Below are 22,633 nucleotides of genomic sequence, written 5' to 3'. Positions count from 1 at the left end.
CACCAATCCTCACCAAATTCATAAATTAAATTAGGTAGTAAATCTACCGATCACTTAAGTGGGGTGAATATTTATGTTTGGAAATGGAAATTCTTGTTGTTTTATCTTAGTTTTATTTATTTTATTGGCAATTATCGCATGCTGCTGTAATGGTGGATTCTAAGCCGATAAAATTCAGTTATAAAAGTGATAAAGGACTCGTTTAATAGAGTCCTTTTTTATTAATCTAATGATATTTCTTCTAATAAACGAAAGACGTCTTTATTGGTGGCATCTAAACTTAATATTTGTTCAATATATTTCTTTGCCACGATTTCATCTCCAATTTTATGAGATTCCTGCACTAATATCAGATAACGTTCGATATTCGTCTTTATTAACTCATCTTTTAGTTGTAAGACGTACTCTTTTTGCTCATCTGTGATGGCATATTTTAAAGCATTATCAATACTTGTAATAAATAATTGATAAAACAGCGGATCATCAAAATAAGTCAACGCCTCTGATTGAGCTTTATCAATATAGTATTTATATAAAAGGTCTTTATACTGGTCAATTTTTTCTAATGTCTCATCCACTCGGATATTATAATTTAAAGCAGATTCTAATCTTCCAATAACGAGTAGATATAAATGTTCCTCATAATATTTTTCAACCTGTTCATAAATACTCTCAACAACCTTTTCAGCTATTTCCGGTAACTTCTCTTGTGCCCGATAATAACGTTCTTCATCAATAGAATCTACTTCATTATAGTAGTAATAGGCAGATTCATAATTTTGACTTTCTTCAGCCTGTTCCCCTCTTAAAAAATTGGATTTAGATTTAATTAACTGATTCAACCGTTCAATATCCTGTTCTAATAATTCAGTTGGGACCAGTTCATATGCTTTCTCAAAACTAAGAAGAGCTCCTTTTAAATCATCATTATCCAACGATACTTCAGCATTTAAAATATATTTATACATATCCACATAACGCGGAAGTTTACTAACAAATATACATCCTACCATTAGTACAGCAACAATTATTAATATCCATATACGACTTCGATTGTTTATCACCCAATGGTTCAAACGTTTTAATCTCGACATCTCTGTTGACTCCTTCACTGCAAAAGATGCGCCTAAAAAACTCATTCGCATCGATAAAACGATTTGAATGAGGAAATAATTATTTTTAATTAATCTATGTCTAGAGTACCAAAAATACCTTAGTCATAAAAGCCTTTTATGATGACTATAAATAACCAGATTACTAAAATTGCTTTAATTGATTCTTTTTATTTTTACATTTAAATAGTCTGAATTTTCTCTTTAAAATAATGGGACCTTGTGTTTTAAACTTCATTTCAAGAAATTCATTAAATTGTTTTCCTAAATGACGCTTCACAATATAATTGATATAATTCTCATCCTCATACGATAAAAACAGAGACATACATTGCTTCACGTCACGGATTAAATGATTCGCCTCATATTCTGTCACGTCTATCTGTTCATAAAGCATTTTTAACTGCTGGTCAATATCTATCTGATGTTTTTGGTAAGGATCAATAATATTAAATTCATTACTGAACTCATTCATTAATTGATATAAGCTACTAATCAAACTTTGTTCATTTACTAAAATATAATGAATGCCGGTTGGCTTCAAAACTCGACTGGCTTCGTTTAATGATTCAATTTGTTGTTCTGCACTCTGAAGCTGAAAAGCAATTTTCGAAAAAACACGATCAAATGTATAACTTTCATAGATTAGATTAGTATATTCCATTTGACCAATAGAAATATTAATTCCTGTATCCATCAACTTTTTCTTTGTAACATTAACATTCAGTAATGACTGATCAATAATTTCAATCTCAAATCTCTCAACTTGTAGTTGGTGCGTCCATACTTCCTTCAAATATGTTCCGATATGGAGTACTTTTAAATCTTGATATAATTCAAACTTAGTATTGTTCTCTATCCAATCTGTAAATGCAGTAAGTTCTGTATCAGAATAGTACGCCATATATTTAATAAACATATTTAAAATCTTCAATTCATGATTCTCCATCATACTCACATTTCTTTTAGCTGACCTATTAAAATGCTTCTGACTTAATAAAGACACAATAACCAACCCCCAGTATTAGCTATAAATTCTCTTCTGTGTACAAGAAATAACGATAACTCTCCTTATAACAGAAATTCCCCCAAGTTTTTCTATCTTGTTTTGTAAAAATGCTCTAAATTTAGAGATTCCCGATTTGAAAATTTGATTCTTAATATCTTTAAACTCTGGATCACATAAAATAAACCCAATTAAATCATCCACATTATCAACCATCCATTGAGTTTGATATTCGCTCGACTCAATCGTTGAAAAAGTACTAGCTAACAATTGTTCAACTTCTTGTATATTCGATTGGAGATGTCGTGATAGCAGTTGATTTACATATAAATTCAAGTCATATTCTTCTAATAAACGATAAATAGAGGCATAGTAATCTTCTAAGATATGTGTATAATAAAAAGTTCCATCGGCTTTAAGTACACGAATCACTTCCGATAAAAGTGACGGATGATAACAATCTAGTTTCAAATCCAAATTACTTGAATAAACTAAATCGACCGTTTGATTTTCAATATCTAATCCTTCACTGTGATGTAAGGTCATATTAACATTGGAATGTTTTTTTAAAATTCGTTTTGCTTGTAAAATATTATCGATTTTCTCATCGACTAAATATAATTTCTGAAAGAACTGCGCATATTCCAAATTATGAGTCCAATAAATTTTAGAAAAACACCCTAACTCTAGGGCAACTTCATTACCCGTTAAATTCATTTTTTTAATAAACCATTGTATAAAGCTTTCTGGATTTAGACTATATCGTTGAAACATATATACTAAATCATACTGATGCGATTGATATGGGACCATCTTTAAATTATTATTTGTGACTGAAGTTAATATCATCTTATCAATATTACAAGTGGTATATGTCATATTTCCTAAATCCCCCTTTAAAACTCACACAGCTACTTCTATCCCCTACTTATAAACAATACTATCTACATAATAAAGTTGCTTATGTGGATAAATAAAAACTCGATTTTCGTCGAGTAAATCAATAGTTTGACGAAAAATAAAGAAATCTATCCACAAAATTGTGCATAACTATATTCTAACATAATGTGGAAAAAAATAAATATTTTTATTACCACTTTTTATATTATTTAAGAATTAAACGTTGATTTTTGTCTAATCTTTATCGCTTAATATAATATTTTGTCTATTTTCGAATTAAACATCTATCGATTGTCGAAAAAACGATAGCGTTTTATCCCCAGATTTGATATTTCCCTTAAATCTTCATCAAAAAAAGAGGATTATCTCCTCTTTCTGTTTATAAATCAATAGCAGATCCACTTCGACACCAACGTACAAAGTGTTCACAATTATTTGTTATCAAATGATACTTCTCTTCACCTAATCGACTTAAGGCTCGTAACATGACAACTTCCTTAGGATATTTGATGGGACTATTTACTGTAAAAATAGGCTGTCCCTTTGCAAACTCTTCTAACGATACAATACAGATATGACTAAAATCATAATGAATCACCAATCCAAAACCTAAATATAACCCATGATGGGTATACGGAGTAGGACGAAATCTTTTTACGCAAATATGATCAGCACAATCTAGATTATATTTTGATTGAATATATTGTTGATTCATCCTAAGATTCAAATCACTATCTATTTTATTGCCAATCGTTCTCCCAATACGACTGAGTTGATCAAATGCACCATAAACCTTTGGATGCTTATCCTGAACGCTCTCCAATAAACTAGAGGGTTTTGATCCTCGATTAGAAGAATTCCGTTTATTGTTATTGCTCAAGACTCTCACCGCCCTATACAATGGTTAATACAGTATATGTCAGTTGATGAAATTTGGCTCAAAAAATGATGAGAATATCTCATAAAACACACCCTTCTAGCATATATATTGATATCAAAAAGCCCTATTAATTAAAAAAGGAGGAAGAGTATGAGATTTCAACTCGTTGATCCATCATATTGCGTTACCACTGATTTAACCTATCATAAACACGCCATCTATGAAGGCGTTCGTTCGCTTTATCCCAATGTTTCAATTAATGTCCACCGCTATTACTTCGAAATTGAAGATGAATCTTCACAAATCGTCTCTGACTTACCTTTGATTAATGAAGAAATAGCAGCTAGAGATCCCTACTTAAAATCTTTATTTAAAAATCACCCAGTTAAAACCGATAATGAAATCATTTTTTCACCTCTTTTATTTAAAAATGCGTAATCACTAACTACTCATATAAATTCAAAAAGAGCATGTAGCTCTATGACTCTAAAATTTCAGTCATTTTGATACATGCCCTTTTTATATACTTATTTTTGACGCTTTGAAAATAATGACTTCCAAAAACTCTTTTTAACAATCTCAATTGGTTGTCTCGGTTCAATTAGTTCATTTTGATAAACCTTTAATGGATTTTCAATAAATAGTTCTTTGGCTAAATTTGAATCTAACTGTGTCACCGCTTCTAATGCTTTTTGTACCTTTGGCGAACGTTTTCTCGGTGTATGCGCATCAGTGGCAATAAAGTGAATCATATGATGCTCAATTAATTTAAGTACTGTCTGTTGAACTCGTTCTCCAAAGAATCCACGAATACTTCCAACATTAGCTTGGCATAAAACACCGAGATTTAAGAATTTTAATAATAAATTCGGATCTTCCATAATCATTGGATAACGTTCTGGATGTGCCAAAATAGGTGTTAATCCCATTAATCTTAGTTCATAAAAAACATCTTCTGCATACATAGGAATATCGTTCATTGGAAACTCAATTAAAATGTACTGAGAGTTGTTTAATGTGCTGACTTCACCTTCTTGTACTAGCTTTGGTAAATCAGGTGTCATATATACTTCATGTCCTATTGATAAAGTCAAATCAATCTCTTCTTGAACAAATCTCTCATTCATTTCAGCGACTAAAGCCTCAACTTGTGCTTTATTGTAATAGTCACTATATTGGATGTAGTGTGGCGTACAAATAATATGATGAATTCCTTCACTCACCGCAATACGCGCCATTTCTAACGTTTCTTCAATATCTTTTGATCCATCATCAATTCCCGGTAATATGTGGCAGTGTAAATCAATCATCTAATTCCTCCCCTGTCTATTCTTTTATTTATTTTATCATAATTTCTATAAAATTACTTTTTAGACATTTTGAACTATCTGTTTATTTTAATTTTTATTTAAAATGTGACTTATATCATATTTTTAATGACTGACGTTTGTTATAATGAGACTAACAATGTGAGAAAGGATGAGCCTCATGAGTGAAATGATTTCAATGAAATGTGGTTGTGAATTTGAAAACGGACAAGCTGTTGCAGATAAAGTCCGTATGAAAGGTTTTGCTGATCGTGAAATGCCTCAACCAGCAACAATTAACTGTTCTTGTGGAGAAACTTATACAAAAACAAAACTGATTGATAATTGTCCAAATTGTAAAATGACATACGCTGTGACACCATGTTCAGCAGATGATCATAAATATATTGTTCCAGCTGGAATTAATTATTAAAAATAAGCGCATTAAAGGATAAACTTTAATGCGCTTATTTTTTTACTTTTTTTGTATAGTGACTTTAAAACCGATGAATACTATATACGAACTTATTTCGAAAGGATCGTGTTAAGATGAAACGCTTATTAATGACTTTATTCATTGGTTTAGCACTTGTAGCTTGTTCAAACACTAAAACAGATACAACCGATCAAAACAATGCAAATCAGAATAATACCACTCAAAATCAAAACAACAACGATACAACTACTGATCAAACAGCTGATGCTGACGTTAAATATCTTGAAGATTTAGGATATAAAGATGTTAAAGCTGCTACTGGTACAAATGCCCATCAGACATATAAATTAAATGAAGCAACTGCAGTTGATCAAAACATCTATGGTCAATGGGTTTTTACATGGGTTGAACCAGCAGAATATGTTGAAAAAGATGTCAATGTTCAACAATATACTGCAACTAAACACAATAAAAACTATGATGTTTTCGTTATGACAGATGCTAATCAGAACGTTATTGGTGGATACTACTACGAAGCAGGTCAAACAATGAATGAAGCTAAAATCTTAGATGAAAAACATACACCACGTATCGTAAAAGATTTCGAATCAACTTGGAATCGATTATTCAACATTAACCAAACAAACTCAACTGATACAACAGATACACAAGGTCAAAATCGATAATATAAAAAAGTCCAACAATGTTGGACTTTTTTAATTATTTCGATAGAACAGCTTTAACGACATACCGTTCTAGAGTGGGCCCCATATAAATAAATGGATAACACGTGACTAAAGTAATCGTTGGTTCTTCAGCAGTATGATAGATATATGGATCTTCTGGATCAACAATTTGAATCTCACTAATCTCAAACGTTAGCGTTCCATCTAACGTTTCTACAGTAATGTTGTCACCAATTTCAACATCTTTCAGATTCCATAAAATATTTTCTCGATGTCCATATAAAACAGAATTCCCTACTTCCCCTGGCTTAACTGTGCTTTCATCTAATCCAATCCCTTGCTTTAAAATAGCATCTGTCGTTCCCATACGTATTGGAATAATGTTATCATAATCGGAAATTTTTAATGTCCCAATTACACCATCAACTAATAGCTCCTTATTGTCTACATTTGACTGTTGATGTTGAGCTTTAATCCCTTCCCACTCGTGTAATGATTCATTCACTTTTTGATTCATTTCGAAGATTGGATAAATTGCCATGACACAACATCCTACTCCAATCACAATTAATAAAATAGAAAACCATTTTCTCATCATCAATCCCCCTATAGTAAAGGAGAAGACTTTCGGCTTCTCCTTTTTATTATTTACTGATCAAAACTCAAGTTATCAAACGATACAATTGTTTTTGTTTTATTTTTAGCATCGATATACTCGATAGTCACTTGATCTCCTTCACGACTAATTGGTAATTCTGGCGAAATTGTTCCAGATCCCATTAAAAGTAATTCAGGATGTTCTTTTAAAATAATTGTATAGTACGTATTCCCATCCGTTTGACTCATTCCTAAACGGTCAATTGTAGCCGTAATTGTTTTATGCTCACCTGATGAAATATCAGAGAAGTTTCCTTGTCCACCGAAGACTAACTTCGTATAATTTGCACGAGCTTCATCCAGTGTTTCACCCGTTCCAACTTTAGAATAATCTTTAACATTAACAAATGCATATTGTTTAACTAATCCTTGATTATCTTTTAACGTCATGAAATAAGTTGGCTCATTTTCAACATTTAATAGTAATGGGAAACTTGATTGATATCCTAAATGCTGAACTTTCCCTTCTGCTGATTTCATTGCAGCTGTTTCAGTTGCTCCAGCAATTTTATAGAATGTTGTTTCTTTCGTACGTGTATTTGATAACATAAATCCAACCGTCGATTCATCTGAACCTGCTGATGTCATCCCTGTATAGAAATACCAATCACCGTCAATGTACATATAATTTGTCCCATGTGTTGTTTGAATAATTCCTTTTTTCGCAAATAATGTATTGATAAATCCGTTTGTATACCATCCCCAATCATTAATTTGATTAATCACAAATGATTGCGGTTGGATACGATCAATCCATTTTGGAGCATCTTCAACTGAATACTTCGCAGTTTCACCTGTTTGAGCATCGACTACAACAACACCTGTCGCATCAGCCCCACCGTGAATTCCAACTTTTTTCGTATAAGTTGTTACCACCCAATATGGACGACCATTATCGTCTAATTCAAATGAATAGTCCGTTAATCCTTCAAACATATTTCCTTCGAAATAAACTTTACGTCTAATATCATCATTAAAATAAGCTGATGGTAAATATTTTAATTTAATAGGATTTCCTTCGGCATCTTGTTGGACTAAACGTACATCTTGAGCATCTGTTGCAGAAACCATAATATATCCTGGTGTTCCTTCACGATTTGTAAACCATTTAATAATATCCACATGCTCAAGTGGAGCAACCCAGAATAATTCATCATTCATACTAATTAACGTATAATCGCCAACATAAACTTGCGATCCAAGTCCAACATCTTCTCCTAATTTCTTATCTCCTAGGCGACGAGCATAAGCCTCATCTACTGTTGGAATTTTTGATAAATCAACCATCGGAATGTCTTCTGTGAAATCCTTTGTTTCGATGTCTCCGATTAAATCATGATATTGCTGACTTAAAAGGATTGGCGTAGATGAAACTTGATACCCAATATAAATCACAAACAATGTGATAACACAAAATTTGATTGCCTTACCTGGAAAATGAATCGATTGACCTTTGGCTAAATCTTGAAAAATATAACGAACATCTTCATAAAAATAAGCAATAATCGCAATGACTAATAACGCAAAAAATAAATTAAATCCCTCTTCAAATCGAATATTTAGAGGTACTAGTAATACGTAGTCCGCTATTAAAAATAAAATAATCAACGGAACAATGGTTACTAAAATATTTCTTAACCTTTTCATTCTACTCACTCCATTAATCTCTCTTCGAGTTCCATATCATTTAATGAGGCTATTATACCAAATAGTCCAATCTAATACCATAGTTTAAAATAAATCTGCCTACCAATTAAAATGGCTCTTTTCACACTCAAAAGATATGAGAAATATACAGCTTAATTCACCTAATATTTTACATACTTATACTAATCAGCTAATAAAGACTTATAACATTCTGCCGAAAATTCTATTCTCTTGTGGATTCTTTTTATCATTTAAAATTACTTTTCTATTCTATAAAAAAAGCTCTGACAACTGTCAGAGCTTATTAAGAAATCGATTATTAAGATAGTATGAGAATTTGAAGTTTTTTAAATCTGCGCTGCAAATCATAGATTTAAAGTTAGTCTTATTTTATTTGAGGAGTACAAAACTAATCTATAGGGAATATGTACCGAAATAATCGGTTATTCAAATTCACATTTTAGTGGTAATAATAAGCCTAATCTCATGACTGATTAGATTCATTATACTATCTCAAATTTCTTAACAGATTCTATTATACTACAAAATTTTGTATTTTTGTGAAAAAACACGAAAACTTTGTGATTTTTTATACTTTTATTTTTTTTACTTCTATTATCCTATGACAGGCAGGGTATTATCATAAGCAATTTACGGTGCATGTGATAAAAATAGGGTGATTATAATCACCCTATTTTTATTAAATTACTGTTGAATAGCTGTTGAAACTTCATCAACCATTTTTAGTGTAGATGTAAATCCACCAGTTGCTGTGTACCAAAGTGCTGCATCTAAGTAAATAATATTACCATTTTTAGCTGCATCTGTTGAATTGATTAATTCGTTATTTAATGTTCCTTGTGCTGATGATTCTCCACCGACAACTGCACCGCGATCAACAACGAATAAGTAATCTGGGTTTAAGTCAGCGATATATTCAAATGAAACTTTTGCTCCGTGTTGCGCAGCTGATTCGATGTTTTCATCTGCTTCAGCAAATCCAAAACCATTATGAATGATTCCAAAACGAGAAGATGCACCGTATGTACTAACAGATCCTTCGTTCGTTAACACAACTAATGCATTTGATCCTTGAGCGGTTACTTCTTTATTTAAAGCTTCAACTTTTTCATTAACTTCTTCTAATCCTTTTTTCACAATATCTTCTTTATTAAAGATATCGCCTAATAACGTCATATTTTCTTCAAATGATTTTAAATAATCCTCATTATCAAGTCCCATGTAAATAGTAGGAGCAATTTCATTTAATTCCTCATAATAATCTGCTTGACGACCAGAAATAATGATTAGGTCCGGATTCATTTCATAAACTGCCTCTAAATCTGGTTCTTTTAATGACCCTGCATTTGCATACTCATCTGATTCAAACTTTGATAAGTGAGCTGGTAATGAACCTGAACGTGGTAAACCTGTTACTTCAACTCCCATATAATCTAATGCATCCAAAATTCCAAAGTCGAAAACAACAACATTTTTAGGCTCTTCTTTGACTGGTGTTTCTCCGTATTCATGAGTAACAGTGATTGTTTTTAGCTCTTCTGATTCACCTTCACCTTGTGCATTTCCTTCACTTGCTGGTGCTTGAGCACATGCTGTTAAAGCCACTAACCCCGCTAATACTGCTGAAGTCGATAATAATTTTTTTAATCCTTTTTTCATTTTCTTCTCCACCTTTATTTTATATTTTCAACTAAGCTTAGTAATATACACAGATTTTTTTGTCATTGATTTCTTGAACATTAAACTCCATGTCATATAACTTACTTAATGTTGACGCCTGCATAATTTCATTGACTGTTCCTGTTACCGCAATCTCACCATCTTGTAAGGCGATAATTTCATCTGAATAACAAGAAGCAAAGTTAATATCATGAATAACAATAACAACGGTTTTACCTAATTCATCCGTAATTCGGCGTAGCATCTTCATAATCTGAACGCTATGTTTCATATCTAGATTATTTAATGGTTCATCTAAGAAGATATAATCCGTGTCTTGAGCTAAAACCATTCCAATAAAAGCACGTTGTCGTTGCCCTCCACTTAATTCATCTAAGAATTTATGTTGAATATCTTCTAGTTGCATATAGGCTAATGCCTCATCAATCTTAACCTGATCTTCTGATGTTAGATTTCCTTGACTATGTGGGAAACGTCCAAAGGCAACTAAGTCACGAATGGTTAAACGAACATTTAAGTGATTACTTTGTTTTAAGATTCCCATCACTTTTGATAATTCTTTTGTGTCCCATTTAGAAATCTCTTTTCCATCGATAAATACTTCACCTGAATCTTTTTTAAGCAATCGACTCATCATGCCGAGAACAGTACTTTTTCCTGCACCATTCGGACCTATAAATGAAGTAATTTTACCACGCTTGATTTGGAAAGAAACATTATTCACGACTGCTTTAGAACCATATTTTTTTGAAATATTTTTAACCTCAATCATAAACGTTCCTCCTTCAATAAGATATAAATAAAGTAAAGTCCACCGACGAAGTTAATAATAACCCCTATGGTTGTATTAAATTGGAATACTCGTTCGACTAAGAACTGCCCTCCAATTAAAGCTAATAAGCTAAGTAAGATAGACGTTGGAATGACGATACTATGACGATAATCTTTAATCATTTGATAAGCTAAATTCGTGACTAAAATCCCTAAGAAAGTAATAGGCCCTACTAAAGTTGTAGAAACAGAAACCAAGATGGCTACAGCAACAAGCATTTTTCTAACCATTCGGTCATAATCAATCCCTAAATTAATAGCCTGTTCTTTTCCCAAAGCTATAACATCTAACTTTTTAGCATCTTTTAAAACCCAAAATAGAGTAAGTCCCATCGTAATAGTTGAGATACCCAATAAGGAGGACTTAACATTGTTGAAACTTGCAAACATCTTATTTTGAACAATTAAGAACTCATTTGGATCCATGACCATTTGCATAAATGATGATAAGCTACTAAATAAGGTTCCAAAAATCATTCCAATCATTAATAAGAAGAATAAATTTGTATTTTCTCTTCTAAACATCATTTTAAATAAGAATAATGAGAAGACAATCATTAATCCTCCTGCAATCAAGAAGTTTAAGTTTGATCCCATTAAAGCGACATTCAATGATCCTAAAGAAAAGACAATTAATGTTTGAAATAAATTATAAAGTGAATCTAATCCTAATACACTTGGTGTTAAAATTCGATTATTTGTAACTGTCTGGAAAATAACTGATGAAACAGCGACTCCACTTCCTGTCATTGCAATTGCAATTAATTTTGGTATACGTCTTGATAAGGCGTATTGATAAGAGTTGGGGTTCAATCCATAAACTAAGAATAAAACACTACATACTACTACTAATAGGAATAGGATATATAAAACTTTATGCCGACGCATTTGAATCCCTCCTCATCAACATGTATAAGAAAATGACACTTCCGATAATTCCAACAGTTAATCCAATCGATACTTCATACGGATAAATGACTAAGCGTCCAATCACATCACAAATCAGTAAGAATACTGCTCCTAGTAATGCAGTATGTCCTAAACTATGTTTTAAGTTATCGCCTAAGTACATCGATACAATATTTGGAACAATTAATCCGATAAACGGAATCGATCCAATGGTAATAATGATGACCGATGTAATTAAAGCGACAATCGTTAATCCTACATTGACAATCCATTTATGATTAAGCCCTAGATTAGTTGAAAAATCTTCTCCCATCCCAGCAATCGTAAATTTATTGGCATATAAGAAAGCGACAACAACAAGAGGAATACTTAAATAAAGTAACTCATAATTTCCTTTCATGATGTTCGTGAAATCTCCCTGTGCCCAAGAAGAAATATTTTGTACAAGATCAAACTGATAAGCAATAAAGCTTGTGATCGAATTGACGACATTTCCAAGCATCATCCCGATTAACGGAATAAATAAGGAATTTTGAAATTTTACTTGCTTCATAATCCCCATAAATAAAAATGTTCCAAATAATGAACAAATAAAAGCAAACAGCATCTTATGGACGAGTGAAGCCCCTGCAAAGAATACCATTGCAATTAACATTCCTAACTTTGCAAAATCCATCGTTGCTGCTGTCGTTGGTGAAACAAATTTATTTCTTGTCAGCTGCTGCATAATTAAACCGCAGATACTCATTCCAATCCCAGTTACACAAACACTTAATAAACGTGGTATACGACTGACAAATAAAATATATAATTGATGACTATCGCCATTTAAAATTGCTGATAGTGTCACTTCACTGACTCCAATAAACACGGAAATGACGGATAAGATGATAAGCAAAGTTGCTAAATATCTCTTCTTCAAGTCTACCCCCTCTTTCTTTATCTTCATATTTACTCTTTATCTTCATATTTACTCTTTATCTTCATATTTACTCTTTATCTTCTATATGCTATAATAACCTCAACGCAATTGATAATCGTTATCAAATTACTGATTATATTATAGCAGTTATAAAAATTAATTTCTTTGATTATATTTAGATTTTTATAACTATTTTTACGTTAGTGGTGTTTTCTGTAAATAAGCACCTTCTAATATAATGAGCGAGGTGTGGATATGAAGCAAGAAACTATAAATGAGTCTAATAAAGTAGGTTTATATGGACAGCGTGTCTACCACTATGTAGAGCAAAATTTTGATCGTCAATTAAAACTTGAAGATGTTGCAAGTTATTTTCACTTGAATAAATGCTATTTTTGTTCTGTTTTAAAAAAAGAGTTAGGAAAGACATTTTCACAAATTGTGAATGAAGTTCGAGTTGAAAAAAGCAAAGAGCTATTAAGAGAAGGAAATCTCTCAACATTATCAATTGCTCTATCAGTAGGATTTAATAATCAAAATTACTTTAATATGACATTTAAAAAACTAACAGGAATGACTCCTTTACAGTATCGTAAAATTGCTCATCCCAACGAAAAAGAGGCGTAAGTAACTAGTTACTTACGCCTCTTTTATTATTAATCAACTAAAATTTCTCGTAACACACGTCCATCTGCTTCAGGCATTTCAAATCCTAAAATAGCTGCACATGTTGGAGCAATATCCACAACTTTAGCAACAGAAAGTTCTTTTCCTTCTAATACTCCTGGACCACTTAAAATTAAACATGGCTGTTCTCCTTTACTTGGAATATGACCATGTGTCCCACGACTTACACGGTAATCTTCATTCATGATAGGATTTTGGTAATCCGCCATAATATTAAATCCAAATGAAGATCCTTCTTTTGCTTCTAAAACAAAGGTGAAGTTTCCATCTAAACGATATGTTTTCTTCACTTGCTCACGAGTAAAGATATGCTCAATATATAATAACTCACGATTTTCATTTAATAATTGATACACTTTATCTGTTAACTGTTGATCAGTTGGATCTTTTAAATAAACATGAGCCGAAACAGCACTTGATTGAACATAGACTTGCCAATCTGTCATGTTTCCTTCTTCATCTACTGTTAACAATCCATTTTCAATTAATAATTTATTGGCATTAACGCTCATATCAATATCTACTTGACCGTGATCTGAACAAAATACAAATGTTGTTTGCTCGTATAATCCTTGAGCTTTTAATTCATCCACAACAATAGCTAACATATCATCTAAATACTTATAAGCATCTACTAGCTTTTCAGATAATACACCATGTGAATGACGATAATGATCTGGTAATGTCATATGCATTAATATTAAATCTGGCTGATAGCGATTAATCACATATTTTGAAGCTAATGCAGAGAATTTATCTGTTGAATAGTAATTTGGTAATGTCCATGCTTCTGCACAGTAATCCCACATTTCTTGTGTTAAAACAGCATTTGAGTTTTTTCGAATTTCTGATTCTTGTTCTTCTTTTGGATAATGAATCCCTGCACGTTGAATAACATAGTCTACGTTAGCTCCTACTAAAGTTGGCCAACTATTAATGAATGCTGAATATCCATTTTCTTGCGCCAACTCAGGTAAAATTTGAGCTTTGTTTTGTGTACGTAATTCATACCAAGGTGCTTTATTCATTAATGGTGTGAACACTTCATTTGTAATAACACCATGCTTTTCTGGATAAGTTCCTGATACAATCGAGGCATGTGCTGTATAAGTCATTGATGGATAAACTGTTTCAACTGACTTAACAATTGATGCTTTTTCTAAAATGGGGGCGAATGTCGGTAAAGTTTTTAAAATTTCAATATCTTTACCAATCATTGCGTCTAAGGAAATTAATAATAATTTTTTCTTCATTGATTCCACTCTCTTTCTTGCTGTACTCCTCTAACTTGATGCTACAAATCACTCTATTCATTTATAATGATGACATAAATTAATTTAATTGTCCAACTTTAAGTCGCACACTCGTTATATTTAGGACGTACAATATATTAGTTAAATAGGAAATGGAGCGATATTTATGAAATTGCTTAACACACTTCTTATCATTTGCGCTTTTCTGCTCTTTTTTATTGGAATTGAAACACCTGTTTCAGTTGAACCAGATATCTCCTATCTTAAACGTTCAACAAATTTAAGAGAATTGGATTTAAGACCTAATATTGAACAGGTGATTAATCTACTTTATCCAATGTAAAATAAAAATCCATTATTTCATAATGAAATAATGGATTTTTGTTTTTAGTAACCAAAAAGAATTTTATAAATGACGTAAAACCATCCTAATAGACCATGGATAATAGCCCATAAGATGGAGTGATGAATACTAAATGAGACAACAACTGCAATCATCATTCCAAGATTATAACTTTTCCCTAAAGCAGACAGTACTCCTTTACGAAGTTGATGATGATAATCTTCACGCAATTCTGCTCTTAACTCTTCCTTCAGCTGTTTACGCCAATAATCTTTTTCCGAAGACTGGCTACCATCACTGATAACTTCTGCTTCTACAACTTCTACTTGCTCTTCATATTGTCCCATTGATTTTTATCCTTTATTATCTATTTTTTAATGCCTCTAATTCCTCAGCTGTAAATTGATAACGTTCCATACAGAAGTGACAAACTGCTTCTGCACCATTATCCTCATCAATCATTGCTTGAATTTCATCTTTACCTAAGCTCATGATTCCAGTTTCAAATTTCTCTTTTGAACATTTACATTCAAAATGAACATCATGACGATCTAAAATACGAACTTCATCTTTACCAAAAATCGCTTCTAAAATAGCTTCTGGTGTATATCCTTCATCAATCATTGTAGAAACTGGCTTGATATTAGCTAATGCTGTTTCTAATTTAGTTAGTGTTTCTTCTGTTGCACCTGGCATCACTTGAACAATGAATCCTCCTGCTGCACGAACAGAGTTATCTGGATCAACTAAAACCCCAACTCCAACTGCAGATGGTACTTGCTCAGATACTGCAAAATAATAAGTGAAATCATCACCTATTTCACCTGTTTGTAATGGAACTTGTCCTGTGAAGTAATCTTTTAATCCTAAATCTTTTGTTACTGATAATTGTCCATCTGTTCCAACAGCCATTCCAACATTTAATTTTCCTGAATTATATTGGAAATGAACCTCTGGGTTTGTTACGTATCCACGAACGATTCCTTTTGAATCTGCATCAACAATGATTGATCCGATGGGCCCGTTCCCGTTAATACGAATTGTAATTGTTTCTTCACCTTTTAATTGACTTCCCATCATCGCTGCAACTGTTAAAGTACGACCTAATGCAGCAGATGCTGTTGGCCAACATCCATGACGACGGCGCCCTTCTTCAACTAAATTCGTTGAACTAATTGCAAACGCACGAATTTGATCATCAAAGGCTAAAGCTTTTACTAAATAATCTTTCATCTATGATTCCTCCTGATTGATAGTTATTTCTTAGGAAATTAGAAACTAATATCTCGTTTATCAATTTTACACGAATGGTGTCTATTTGAAAAGTTACTTTCATTATCCATCTACTTCATTATCCCAATAACTATATGATTTTTTCCTATAGATAAAACTACACGATATATGCATATATTTTACTCTAATTTTATAAACTAATAATGGGCTATTCAACCCTTATTTTTAACGGATAGGGGGATTTTATTTGTACTATTTAAGAAATTTTTTAGCATTAGGACTTATTCTTTGTTTGATTCCACTCCTAATTTTCAGTCCAATAAATCTTCAACCCTATGAACGTTATATTTGGATAGGGATTTTATTCCTTTGGTTTATTCAACGACACCAGATTAATGACCAATGCCTAATTATCCTGAGTGCTTCCTTTCTGACTTTTCTTTTCTTATCCTGTCAGATATGGGAAATAAGTCGTCGAATTATTATTGGATTAATTTTGATTATTGGAATTCTCTTAATGATTATTATTTGTTCCCTTGATTATACGGTTATCCGTCACTTAAAACACCGAATCAAATAAAAAACCGCTCTTCATACAAGAAGCGGTTTTTTTATATTTATTCAAAAAATTATTCTTTTGTTAAATCAATGATTGGTAACTTTTCTTTCGAAACAGTTAAGGTTGATTTTAACTTATAGTTACCTTCACGAACTAACTTAAATTTAGGTTGTTTTTTATCTTCTTTTGAATCAGCTACACTATAAGCAGTTGTTTCTAACTTCCCTTTTTCAACTAACTCATCAATTTGTTCTTTAGTTAATGTTTCGTATTGTAATAATGTCTCAGCAATTAATTTTACTAAGTCTTGATTTGATAGTAAAACTTTTCGACAACGATTATAACACTCACTAATAATCTTATGAATTTCTTCATCAATTTGACGTGCTAAATGATCAGAGAAGTTTTTATCTTTATTATAGTCACGTCCTAAGAAGACATTTCCACTACGTTGTTCGTATTGGATTGGACCTAAATCACTCATCCCATACTCTGTTACCATTGCACGTGCAATCGCTGTAGCTTTTTGGAAGTCATTATGAGCTCCTGTTGTTACTTCATTAAATGTAATTTCTTCTGACACACGTCCAGCAAGTAAACCAGTAATACGGTCTAATAAATCTTGTTTTGTTTGTAAATATGTTTCCTCTTCAGGAAGCATTAAGGCATAACCACCTGCTTCACCACGCGGAATGATTGTAACTTTATGAACAACCTCAGCATTTTCAAGTTTGATACCAACAACAGCATGTCCTGCTTCATGATAAGCAACAACACGACGCTCTTTCTTCGAGAAGACTTTCGATTTTTTAGCAGGTCCCATCATAACGCGGTCTGTTGCTTCATCCACGTCTTTCATTTGAATTTGCTTACGATTATCACGAGCAGCTAATAACGCTGACTCATTTAATAAGTTCTCTAAATCTGCACCACTAAATCCTGGTGTACGACGGGCGATATCCTCTAAACGTACTTCAGGTGCTAAACGCTTATTACGAGCATGTACTCTTAAAATTGCTTCACGTCCTTTTACATCTGGACGACCAATTGTAATTTGACGGTCAAAACGTCCTGGACGTAATAAAGCTGGATCTAATACGTCTGGTCGGTTTGTTGCAGCCATAACAATAATTCCAGAGTTTGGACCGAATCCATCCATTTCAACAAGTAACTGGTTCAATGTTTGTTCACGCTCATCGTGTCCTCCACCCATACCAGCTCCACGTTGACGACCCACAGCATCAATCTCATCAATAAAGATGATACATGGTGCTGTTTTCTTAGCTGTTTGGAACATATCACGAACACGGCTTGCTCCAACCCCAACGAACATCTCAACGAAATCTGAACCTGAGATTGAATAGAATGGCACACCAGCTTCACCAGCTACGGCACGAGCAAGTAATGTTTTACCTGTACCTGGAGGCCCGACTAATAAAATACCTTTTGGTACACGAGCACCCATTTCATTATATTTAGCTGGGCTTTTTAAGAAGTCCACAACTTCTACTAACTCTTCTTTTTCTTCATCATTTCCGGCTACGTCATCAAATGAAATCCCTTCTTGTTTTGATAACTTCGCACGGCTCTTACCGAAGTCAAATGCTTTATTATTCCCGCGTTGGGCTGATCTAAACATGAACATGATAACCCCTAGGAATAATACTGTTAATACAGCATAAGATAAGAAACTCCATACCTTACCAATCGTTGGTGCTACACCATTTGTTAAGCTAACATTATGGCTAATAGCTAAGTCACTTATTTTATCATAAGCAGTATCAGCTACAATGATTGTATAAGGAGTTTCCTTCCCATTAACTTTCATCTTACCTGAAATAGTCCATAAGTTTTTATTATCTTCTCCATCGATTGGACGAGCATCCATTGAAAGGACATTCTCGTTTTCAATTTGTGTAACAAATTCATTATATGTTGGTTCTTCAATAACTGTTTGTTCCGGTTCAATAAATATAAATCCATATAATCCTAAAACAATAATAAATAGAATGAAGTAGATTCCAATACTTTGTGGACCTTTTTTATTAAAACTACTTTTCTTTTTAATGCTATTAATCTTATCCTTTGGATTAATTGGCGGCATTTTCGCACCTCTTTCTTAATTCATATAGACTTCTTCTTTAAGAATACCTACATATGGTAAATTACGATAATACTCATCATAATCTAATCCGTATCCTACAACGAATGCTTTTGGAATATTAAATCCAATATATTTAGGTTCCATGACAACGACGCGTCCTTCTGGTTTATCTAACATTGTTACCACCTCAACTGAAGCTGCTCCACGATGTTTTAATAACGCAATCACTTTATCTAATGTGAACCCTGTATCTACGATATCCTCAACAATGATGATATGACGATTTTCCACTGAAGTATCTAAGTCTTTTAAAATTTTAACTTGTCCAGAAGAAGTTGTTCCCCCGTGATAGCTAGAAACATCCATAAATTCGATTTGAACTGGAATGTTCATGTGTTTCATTAAATCTCCGATAAAAGGAATTGATCCTTTTAATAAACCTAATAAAATTGGTTTTTTATCCGCATAGTCGATTTCTAATTGTTTTGCTAATTCTGCTGCTTTGGCCTCAATTTGCTCAGTTGTAAATAAAATTTCTTTAATATCGTTATGCATCTTTTTCATTCCCTCCACGGTGGCAATAATCAATTGTAATTACATGACCTTTTACTTGTCGATGACAAAGCGCTGACTTTTTTAAAAGCGGGATCCAAATGATTTGATCATTGGCATCTGTTACAATAGGCCAAGAATCTCTTAGTACCCTAGGAATCTTATTTTCAATCATAATTTCCTTTACTTTTTTAGATCCATAATCATTCATTAACTGAATACGATCGCCTGGTCTACGCGTTCTAACTTTTAAAGGTAATTCTATTTCATTATAACACAAATGAACTTTATTAATGCAAGATTTTTCCGTTTTTTCATCGACTTTGTTCTCACTTACTTTAATCACAGAACCAATGGGTAAAACTGTCCTTGTATCAAATGATAGAACCACTTCATAGTCATGCTCCAATAGAGGTATTGTAGAGAATTTTACTACATCATATGCGATTATACAACTGATTTGATGTGGTAAGGTTAACATTAAATTAGGCTTCGGATTTTTAATAAGTTTTTGAATTTCTTCAATATGCATCGTTTGAATATCTTTGAGTGTAAACTTCTGTAAAATCCGTTTAATAAGACGTCTCATTAAACTTGGAGGTAATTCTTGAAGAAAACTTCGCGAGACTTCAAAAGTTCCTTCACTTTGAAAAACATGACTCATTAATTGATCAACTTGTGCGGAAAAGTAGGCTTCATCTTCACTTAATTGCTCACTAATCATCCTTGCATGTTCATAAATAGATGGACTTTCTTTCACCAACTCCGGAACAATATACTTTCTAATACGATTTCTTGTATAAACATCACTTTTATTAGATTCATCTTCCCTGAACAAGACTTGCTCTTTTTCACAATATTCATAGATTTGTTTCTTAGTAACAGCAATTAAAGGTCGAACAACTTTTAATCCTTCATTTATAGTCGTTGGTTCAATGCCAATTAAACCACTAGGAATATTTTGATATAAGAACCGATGAAGCTGAGTCTCTAGTTGATCATCTGCGTGATGTGCTGTCACTAAACATCCCGCCCCGTAATCGTTGGCTACTGACTTAAAGAACTCATAACGTTTATTTCTCGCATATTCATGAAAGTTTTCAACCTCATTCGTTTTAGGTAAGTAATAGACCTCATAGGGAAGATCATAAGCACGTGAAACTTGTTCAACTAAGATTTCATCTAACTCTGAGTTTTCTCGTTTTTTATGGTTAACATGAGCCACGATTAAACGTAGTTGATGAGTTGTAGCAAAGTGCTTCATGAAATGCAATAATGCCATCGAATCCGCACCTCCCGACACAGCTACAATAACCGAGTTGTTTTTCTCAAATAAATTGTATTTTTTTATCGTCTCTAATATAACCTTTTGCATTAAAATCTCAAACTCCTTATAACTCATAAAAAACGCTTATAATCTATTATATCCATTTTGAGGTAAAAAAAAAGTATCGCCTAAAGTTTCATACACTTTTTCCCCATTATCCAATTATAATTAAAAACGATCAGATAAAATTCTGATCGCTTTTAATTGTAATGAGCTCTATTACAATCTATAAACTTGCACAAAAGGTGCGTTACTAAAGAATATTAAACAAGATTACTTGCGCACATAATCTTATTAATTTCCTTAGCCTTAAGCATCAATTTTTATTAACAGATAAAATTACTTATTAGTGGTCCTTCATCTTAGGCGGACCTCCGAATACGGCCCTGTATCCGGTAAAAACGATATTTCTATCGTGGCATCTATTCAATTGTCTGTCCGAACACGGCTTCTCACATGGAAAAGCACTATTATACTACATTAATTTTTTGAGCCACCAGCAAACGTTGGTAGCTCTTTTTGTTTTCTTAGAATCTTTTCTTAATTTTAAATTACTTATGTATAACCACCTGGATATTTGACTATAATAAATAATCTTTGATTTATTACTTCATACATTTTTATTCTCATCCATTCTTTATGGCTCTTTCTAGAGTATGAATTCATAAGTCCTTTCATATTTTTAATCTTCGTCTTACTCAAGACTTCATTCAATTATTAAGTGATCGATCAACAAAATTGGCTCCGACCCCAATTATGAGATATTCTATCTATAAGATAGCCTCTACTTTTATAAATTCCTGTACATAAAATCAATTTCGTTTCTGATTTTTTTAAATTGTGGATAAGTTCCACTATTAATATGCCCACTCCGACTGGAACCTATTAATCAATTAACTCGCATATACATTCTTTAACTCATTTTAATCAGATTAGCTCTGACCTTAATCTGATTTTCATACCTATTTGTTACAAACTAGCTCTGAATCTGGATTTACTTACCAAACTCATACACATACTCACACATGGAAAACTTATCTCAACTCCATCCATACGTTTTACCGACTAAATCATTCATCTGATTCAATAATTAATTTTCTTACATTTTGAAACCTTAATTATCATACTACCCTACTATTAAACTTTAGCAATTTTTATTACTAACTAAACGTCTCTATATTAGCTCAACGTTTTACATATAGATCATTAAACTTCATACACACATCACACACTAACTTACTCGCACACTTTTTTCAAACCAGCTCCGACTTCTGATTTGTTTAACAAACTCATACACACATCACACACTAACTTACTCGCACACTTTTTTCTCAAACCAGCTCCGACTTCTGGTTTGTTTACCAAACTTCACACACATCACACACTAACTTACTCACACACTTTTTTTCAAACCAGCTCTAACTCTGATTTACTTAACAAACTCATACACACATCACACACTAACTTACTCGCACACTTTTTTTCAAACCAGCTCCGACTTCTGATTTATTTACCAAACTTATACACAGATCACACACTAACTTACTCGCACACTTTTTTCTCAAACCAGCTCTCACTCTG

23 protein-coding genes are annotated in these 22,633 nt (G+C 32.5%); 6 read left to right on the top strand and 17 right to left on the bottom strand.

Annotated features, from left to right (window positions below):
* Positions 1-73 precede the first annotated feature (73 nt).
* Entirely contained in the window at positions 74-163 is a 90-nt protein-coding gene (locus NEH75_RS01245) for a sporulation protein YjcZ (RefSeq protein WP_082411259.1), read from the top strand.
* 58 nt (positions 164-221) lie between these two features.
* On the opposite strand, the gene NEH75_RS01240 is transcribed toward NEH75_RS01245, so the two are convergent.
* The 4 genes from NEH75_RS01240 to NEH75_RS01225 all read right to left on the bottom strand — a co-directional run bounded on the left by NEH75_RS01240 (position 222) and on the right by NEH75_RS01225 (position 3,898).
* The gene (locus NEH75_RS01240) at positions 222-1,094 is read right to left on the bottom strand and encodes a hypothetical protein (RefSeq protein WP_262948364.1); all 873 of its coding nucleotides are present in this window, start codon (positions 1,092-1,094) and stop codon (positions 222-224) included.
* A 163-nt stretch (positions 1,095-1,257) separates the two neighbouring features.
* Complete coding sequence (locus NEH75_RS01235; RefSeq protein WP_055242444.1) at positions 1,258-2,118, bottom strand: class I SAM-dependent methyltransferase; 861 nt, start codon at positions 2,116-2,118, stop codon at positions 1,258-1,260.
* Positions 2,119-2,136: 18 nt separating this feature from the next.
* Positions 2,137-2,997, bottom strand: a complete 861-nt coding sequence (locus tag NEH75_RS01230; protein WP_262948363.1) for a hypothetical protein — start codon at positions 2,995-2,997, stop codon at positions 2,137-2,139.
* 400 nt (positions 2,998-3,397) lie between these two features.
* The gene (locus NEH75_RS01225) at positions 3,398-3,898 is read right to left on the bottom strand and encodes a lecithin retinol acyltransferase family protein (protein ID WP_055276995.1); all 501 of its coding nucleotides are present in this window, start codon (positions 3,896-3,898) and stop codon (positions 3,398-3,400) included.
* A 150-nt stretch (positions 3,899-4,048) separates the two neighbouring features.
* On the opposite strand from NEH75_RS01225, the gene NEH75_RS01220 reads away from it, so the two are divergent.
* The gene (locus NEH75_RS01220) at positions 4,049-4,336 is read left to right on the top strand and encodes a hypothetical protein (protein WP_055242438.1); all 288 of its coding nucleotides are present in this window, start codon (positions 4,049-4,051) and stop codon (positions 4,334-4,336) included.
* A gap of 89 nt (positions 4,337-4,425) precedes the next feature.
* On the opposite strand, the gene NEH75_RS01215 is transcribed toward NEH75_RS01220, so the two are convergent.
* On the bottom strand, positions 4,426-5,208 hold the full coding sequence (locus tag NEH75_RS01215) for a tyrosine-protein phosphatase (protein WP_055242435.1): 783 nt from the start codon (positions 5,206-5,208) through the stop codon (positions 4,426-4,428).
* A gap of 178 nt (positions 5,209-5,386) precedes the next feature.
* Here NEH75_RS01215 and NEH75_RS01210 point away from each other — a divergent pair, with 178 nt between their 5' ends.
* On the top strand, positions 5,387-5,638 hold the full coding sequence (locus NEH75_RS01210; RefSeq protein ID WP_082411238.1) for a hypothetical protein: 252 nt from the start codon (positions 5,387-5,389) through the stop codon (positions 5,636-5,638).
* Between the two features lie 116 nt (positions 5,639-5,754).
* A complete protein-coding gene (locus NEH75_RS01205) occupies positions 5,755-6,327 on the top strand; it encodes a hypothetical protein (RefSeq protein WP_055242433.1) in 573 nt (190 codons plus the stop codon).
* Between the two features lie 34 nt (positions 6,328-6,361).
* Here the strand turns inward: NEH75_RS01205 and NEH75_RS01200 are convergent, their stop codons facing one another.
* The 6 genes from NEH75_RS01200 to NEH75_RS01175 all read right to left on the bottom strand — a co-directional run bounded on the left by NEH75_RS01200 (position 6,362) and on the right by NEH75_RS01175 (position 12,994).
* Positions 6,362-6,922 carry a class D sortase gene (locus NEH75_RS01200; protein WP_262948361.1) on the bottom strand — a complete coding sequence of 187 codons (561 nt, stop codon included), beginning with the start codon at positions 6,920-6,922 and terminating at the stop codon, positions 6,362-6,364.
* Positions 6,923-6,975: 53 nt separating this feature from the next.
* Entirely contained in the window at positions 6,976-8,631 is a 1,656-nt protein-coding gene (locus tag NEH75_RS01195; protein ID WP_262948360.1) for a hypothetical protein, read from the bottom strand.
* A 705-nt stretch (positions 8,632-9,336) separates the two neighbouring features.
* Complete coding sequence (locus NEH75_RS01190) at positions 9,337-10,311, bottom strand: siderophore ABC transporter substrate-binding protein (RefSeq protein WP_262948358.1); 975 nt, start codon at positions 10,309-10,311, stop codon at positions 9,337-9,339.
* A gap of 37 nt (positions 10,312-10,348) precedes the next feature.
* Positions 10,349-11,104: an ABC transporter ATP-binding protein gene (locus NEH75_RS01185; protein WP_055277006.1), complete on the bottom strand. Its 756-nt coding sequence runs from the start codon at positions 11,102-11,104 to the stop codon at positions 10,349-10,351.
* The gene (locus NEH75_RS01180; protein ID WP_262948356.1) at positions 11,101-12,051 is read right to left on the bottom strand and encodes an iron chelate uptake ABC transporter family permease subunit; all 951 of its coding nucleotides are present in this window, start codon (positions 12,049-12,051) and stop codon (positions 11,101-11,103) included. Before NEH75_RS01180 ends, NEH75_RS01185 begins: the two co-directional genes overlap by 4 nt.
* Positions 12,038-12,994: an ABC transporter permease gene (locus NEH75_RS01175; RefSeq protein ID WP_055277010.1), complete on the bottom strand. Its 957-nt coding sequence runs from the start codon at positions 12,992-12,994 to the stop codon at positions 12,038-12,040. The genes NEH75_RS01180 and NEH75_RS01175 overlap by 14 nt, the downstream gene beginning before the upstream one ends.
* Positions 12,995-13,249: 255 nt before the next feature.
* On the opposite strand from NEH75_RS01175, the gene NEH75_RS01170 reads away from it, so the two are divergent.
* On the top strand, positions 13,250-13,621 hold the full coding sequence (locus NEH75_RS01170) for a helix-turn-helix domain-containing protein (RefSeq protein WP_055242418.1): 372 nt from the start codon (positions 13,250-13,252) through the stop codon (positions 13,619-13,621).
* A gap of 29 nt (positions 13,622-13,650) precedes the next feature.
* Here NEH75_RS01170 and NEH75_RS01165 read toward each other — a convergent pair whose 3' ends face one another.
* A complete protein-coding gene (locus NEH75_RS01165) occupies positions 13,651-14,934 on the bottom strand; it encodes an alkaline phosphatase family protein (protein ID WP_262948353.1) in 1,284 nt (427 codons plus the stop codon).
* Positions 14,935-15,100: 166 nt separating this feature from the next.
* Between NEH75_RS01165 and NEH75_RS01160 the strand changes: the two genes are divergently transcribed.
* Positions 15,101-15,277: a hypothetical protein gene (locus NEH75_RS01160; protein ID WP_156343902.1), complete on the top strand. Its 177-nt coding sequence runs from the start codon at positions 15,101-15,103 to the stop codon at positions 15,275-15,277.
* Positions 15,278-15,321: 44 nt separating this feature from the next.
* Here NEH75_RS01160 and NEH75_RS01155 read toward each other — a convergent pair whose 3' ends face one another.
* From NEH75_RS01155 to tilS, 5 genes are all read right to left on the bottom strand, one after another.
* Entirely contained in the window at positions 15,322-15,624 is a 303-nt protein-coding gene (locus NEH75_RS01155; protein WP_055242414.1) for a hypothetical protein, read from the bottom strand.
* Between the two features lie 16 nt (positions 15,625-15,640).
* A complete protein-coding gene (gene hslO, locus NEH75_RS01150; protein WP_262948352.1) occupies positions 15,641-16,510 on the bottom strand; it encodes an Hsp33 family molecular chaperone HslO in 870 nt (289 codons plus the stop codon).
* A 629-nt stretch (positions 16,511-17,139) separates the two neighbouring features.
* Positions 17,140-19,173, bottom strand: a complete 2,034-nt coding sequence (ftsH, locus tag NEH75_RS01145; protein WP_055242410.1) for an ATP-dependent zinc metalloprotease FtsH — start codon at positions 19,171-19,173, stop codon at positions 17,140-17,142.
* A 15-nt stretch (positions 19,174-19,188) separates the two neighbouring features.
* Complete coding sequence (gene hpt / locus NEH75_RS01140; RefSeq protein ID WP_055242408.1) at positions 19,189-19,728, bottom strand: hypoxanthine phosphoribosyltransferase; 540 nt, start codon at positions 19,726-19,728, stop codon at positions 19,189-19,191.
* Positions 19,721-21,100 (bottom strand): tRNA lysidine(34) synthetase TilS, encoded by a 1,380-nt coding sequence (tilS, locus tag NEH75_RS01135; RefSeq protein WP_055242406.1) that lies wholly within the window; start codon positions 21,098-21,100, stop codon positions 19,721-19,723. The genes hpt and tilS overlap by 8 nt, the downstream gene beginning before the upstream one ends.
* Positions 21,101-22,633 lie beyond the last annotated feature (1,533 nt).

Source organism: Turicibacter sp. T129 (assembly GCF_025594975.1).
In the GTDB taxonomy this organism is placed as follows: Bacteria; Bacillota_I; Bacilli_A; order MOL361; family Turicibacteraceae; genus Turicibacter; species Turicibacter bilis.
The sequence above is the reverse complement of the archived record's forward strand: the minus strand, read 5'-3'. Positions and strand labels throughout refer to the sequence as shown.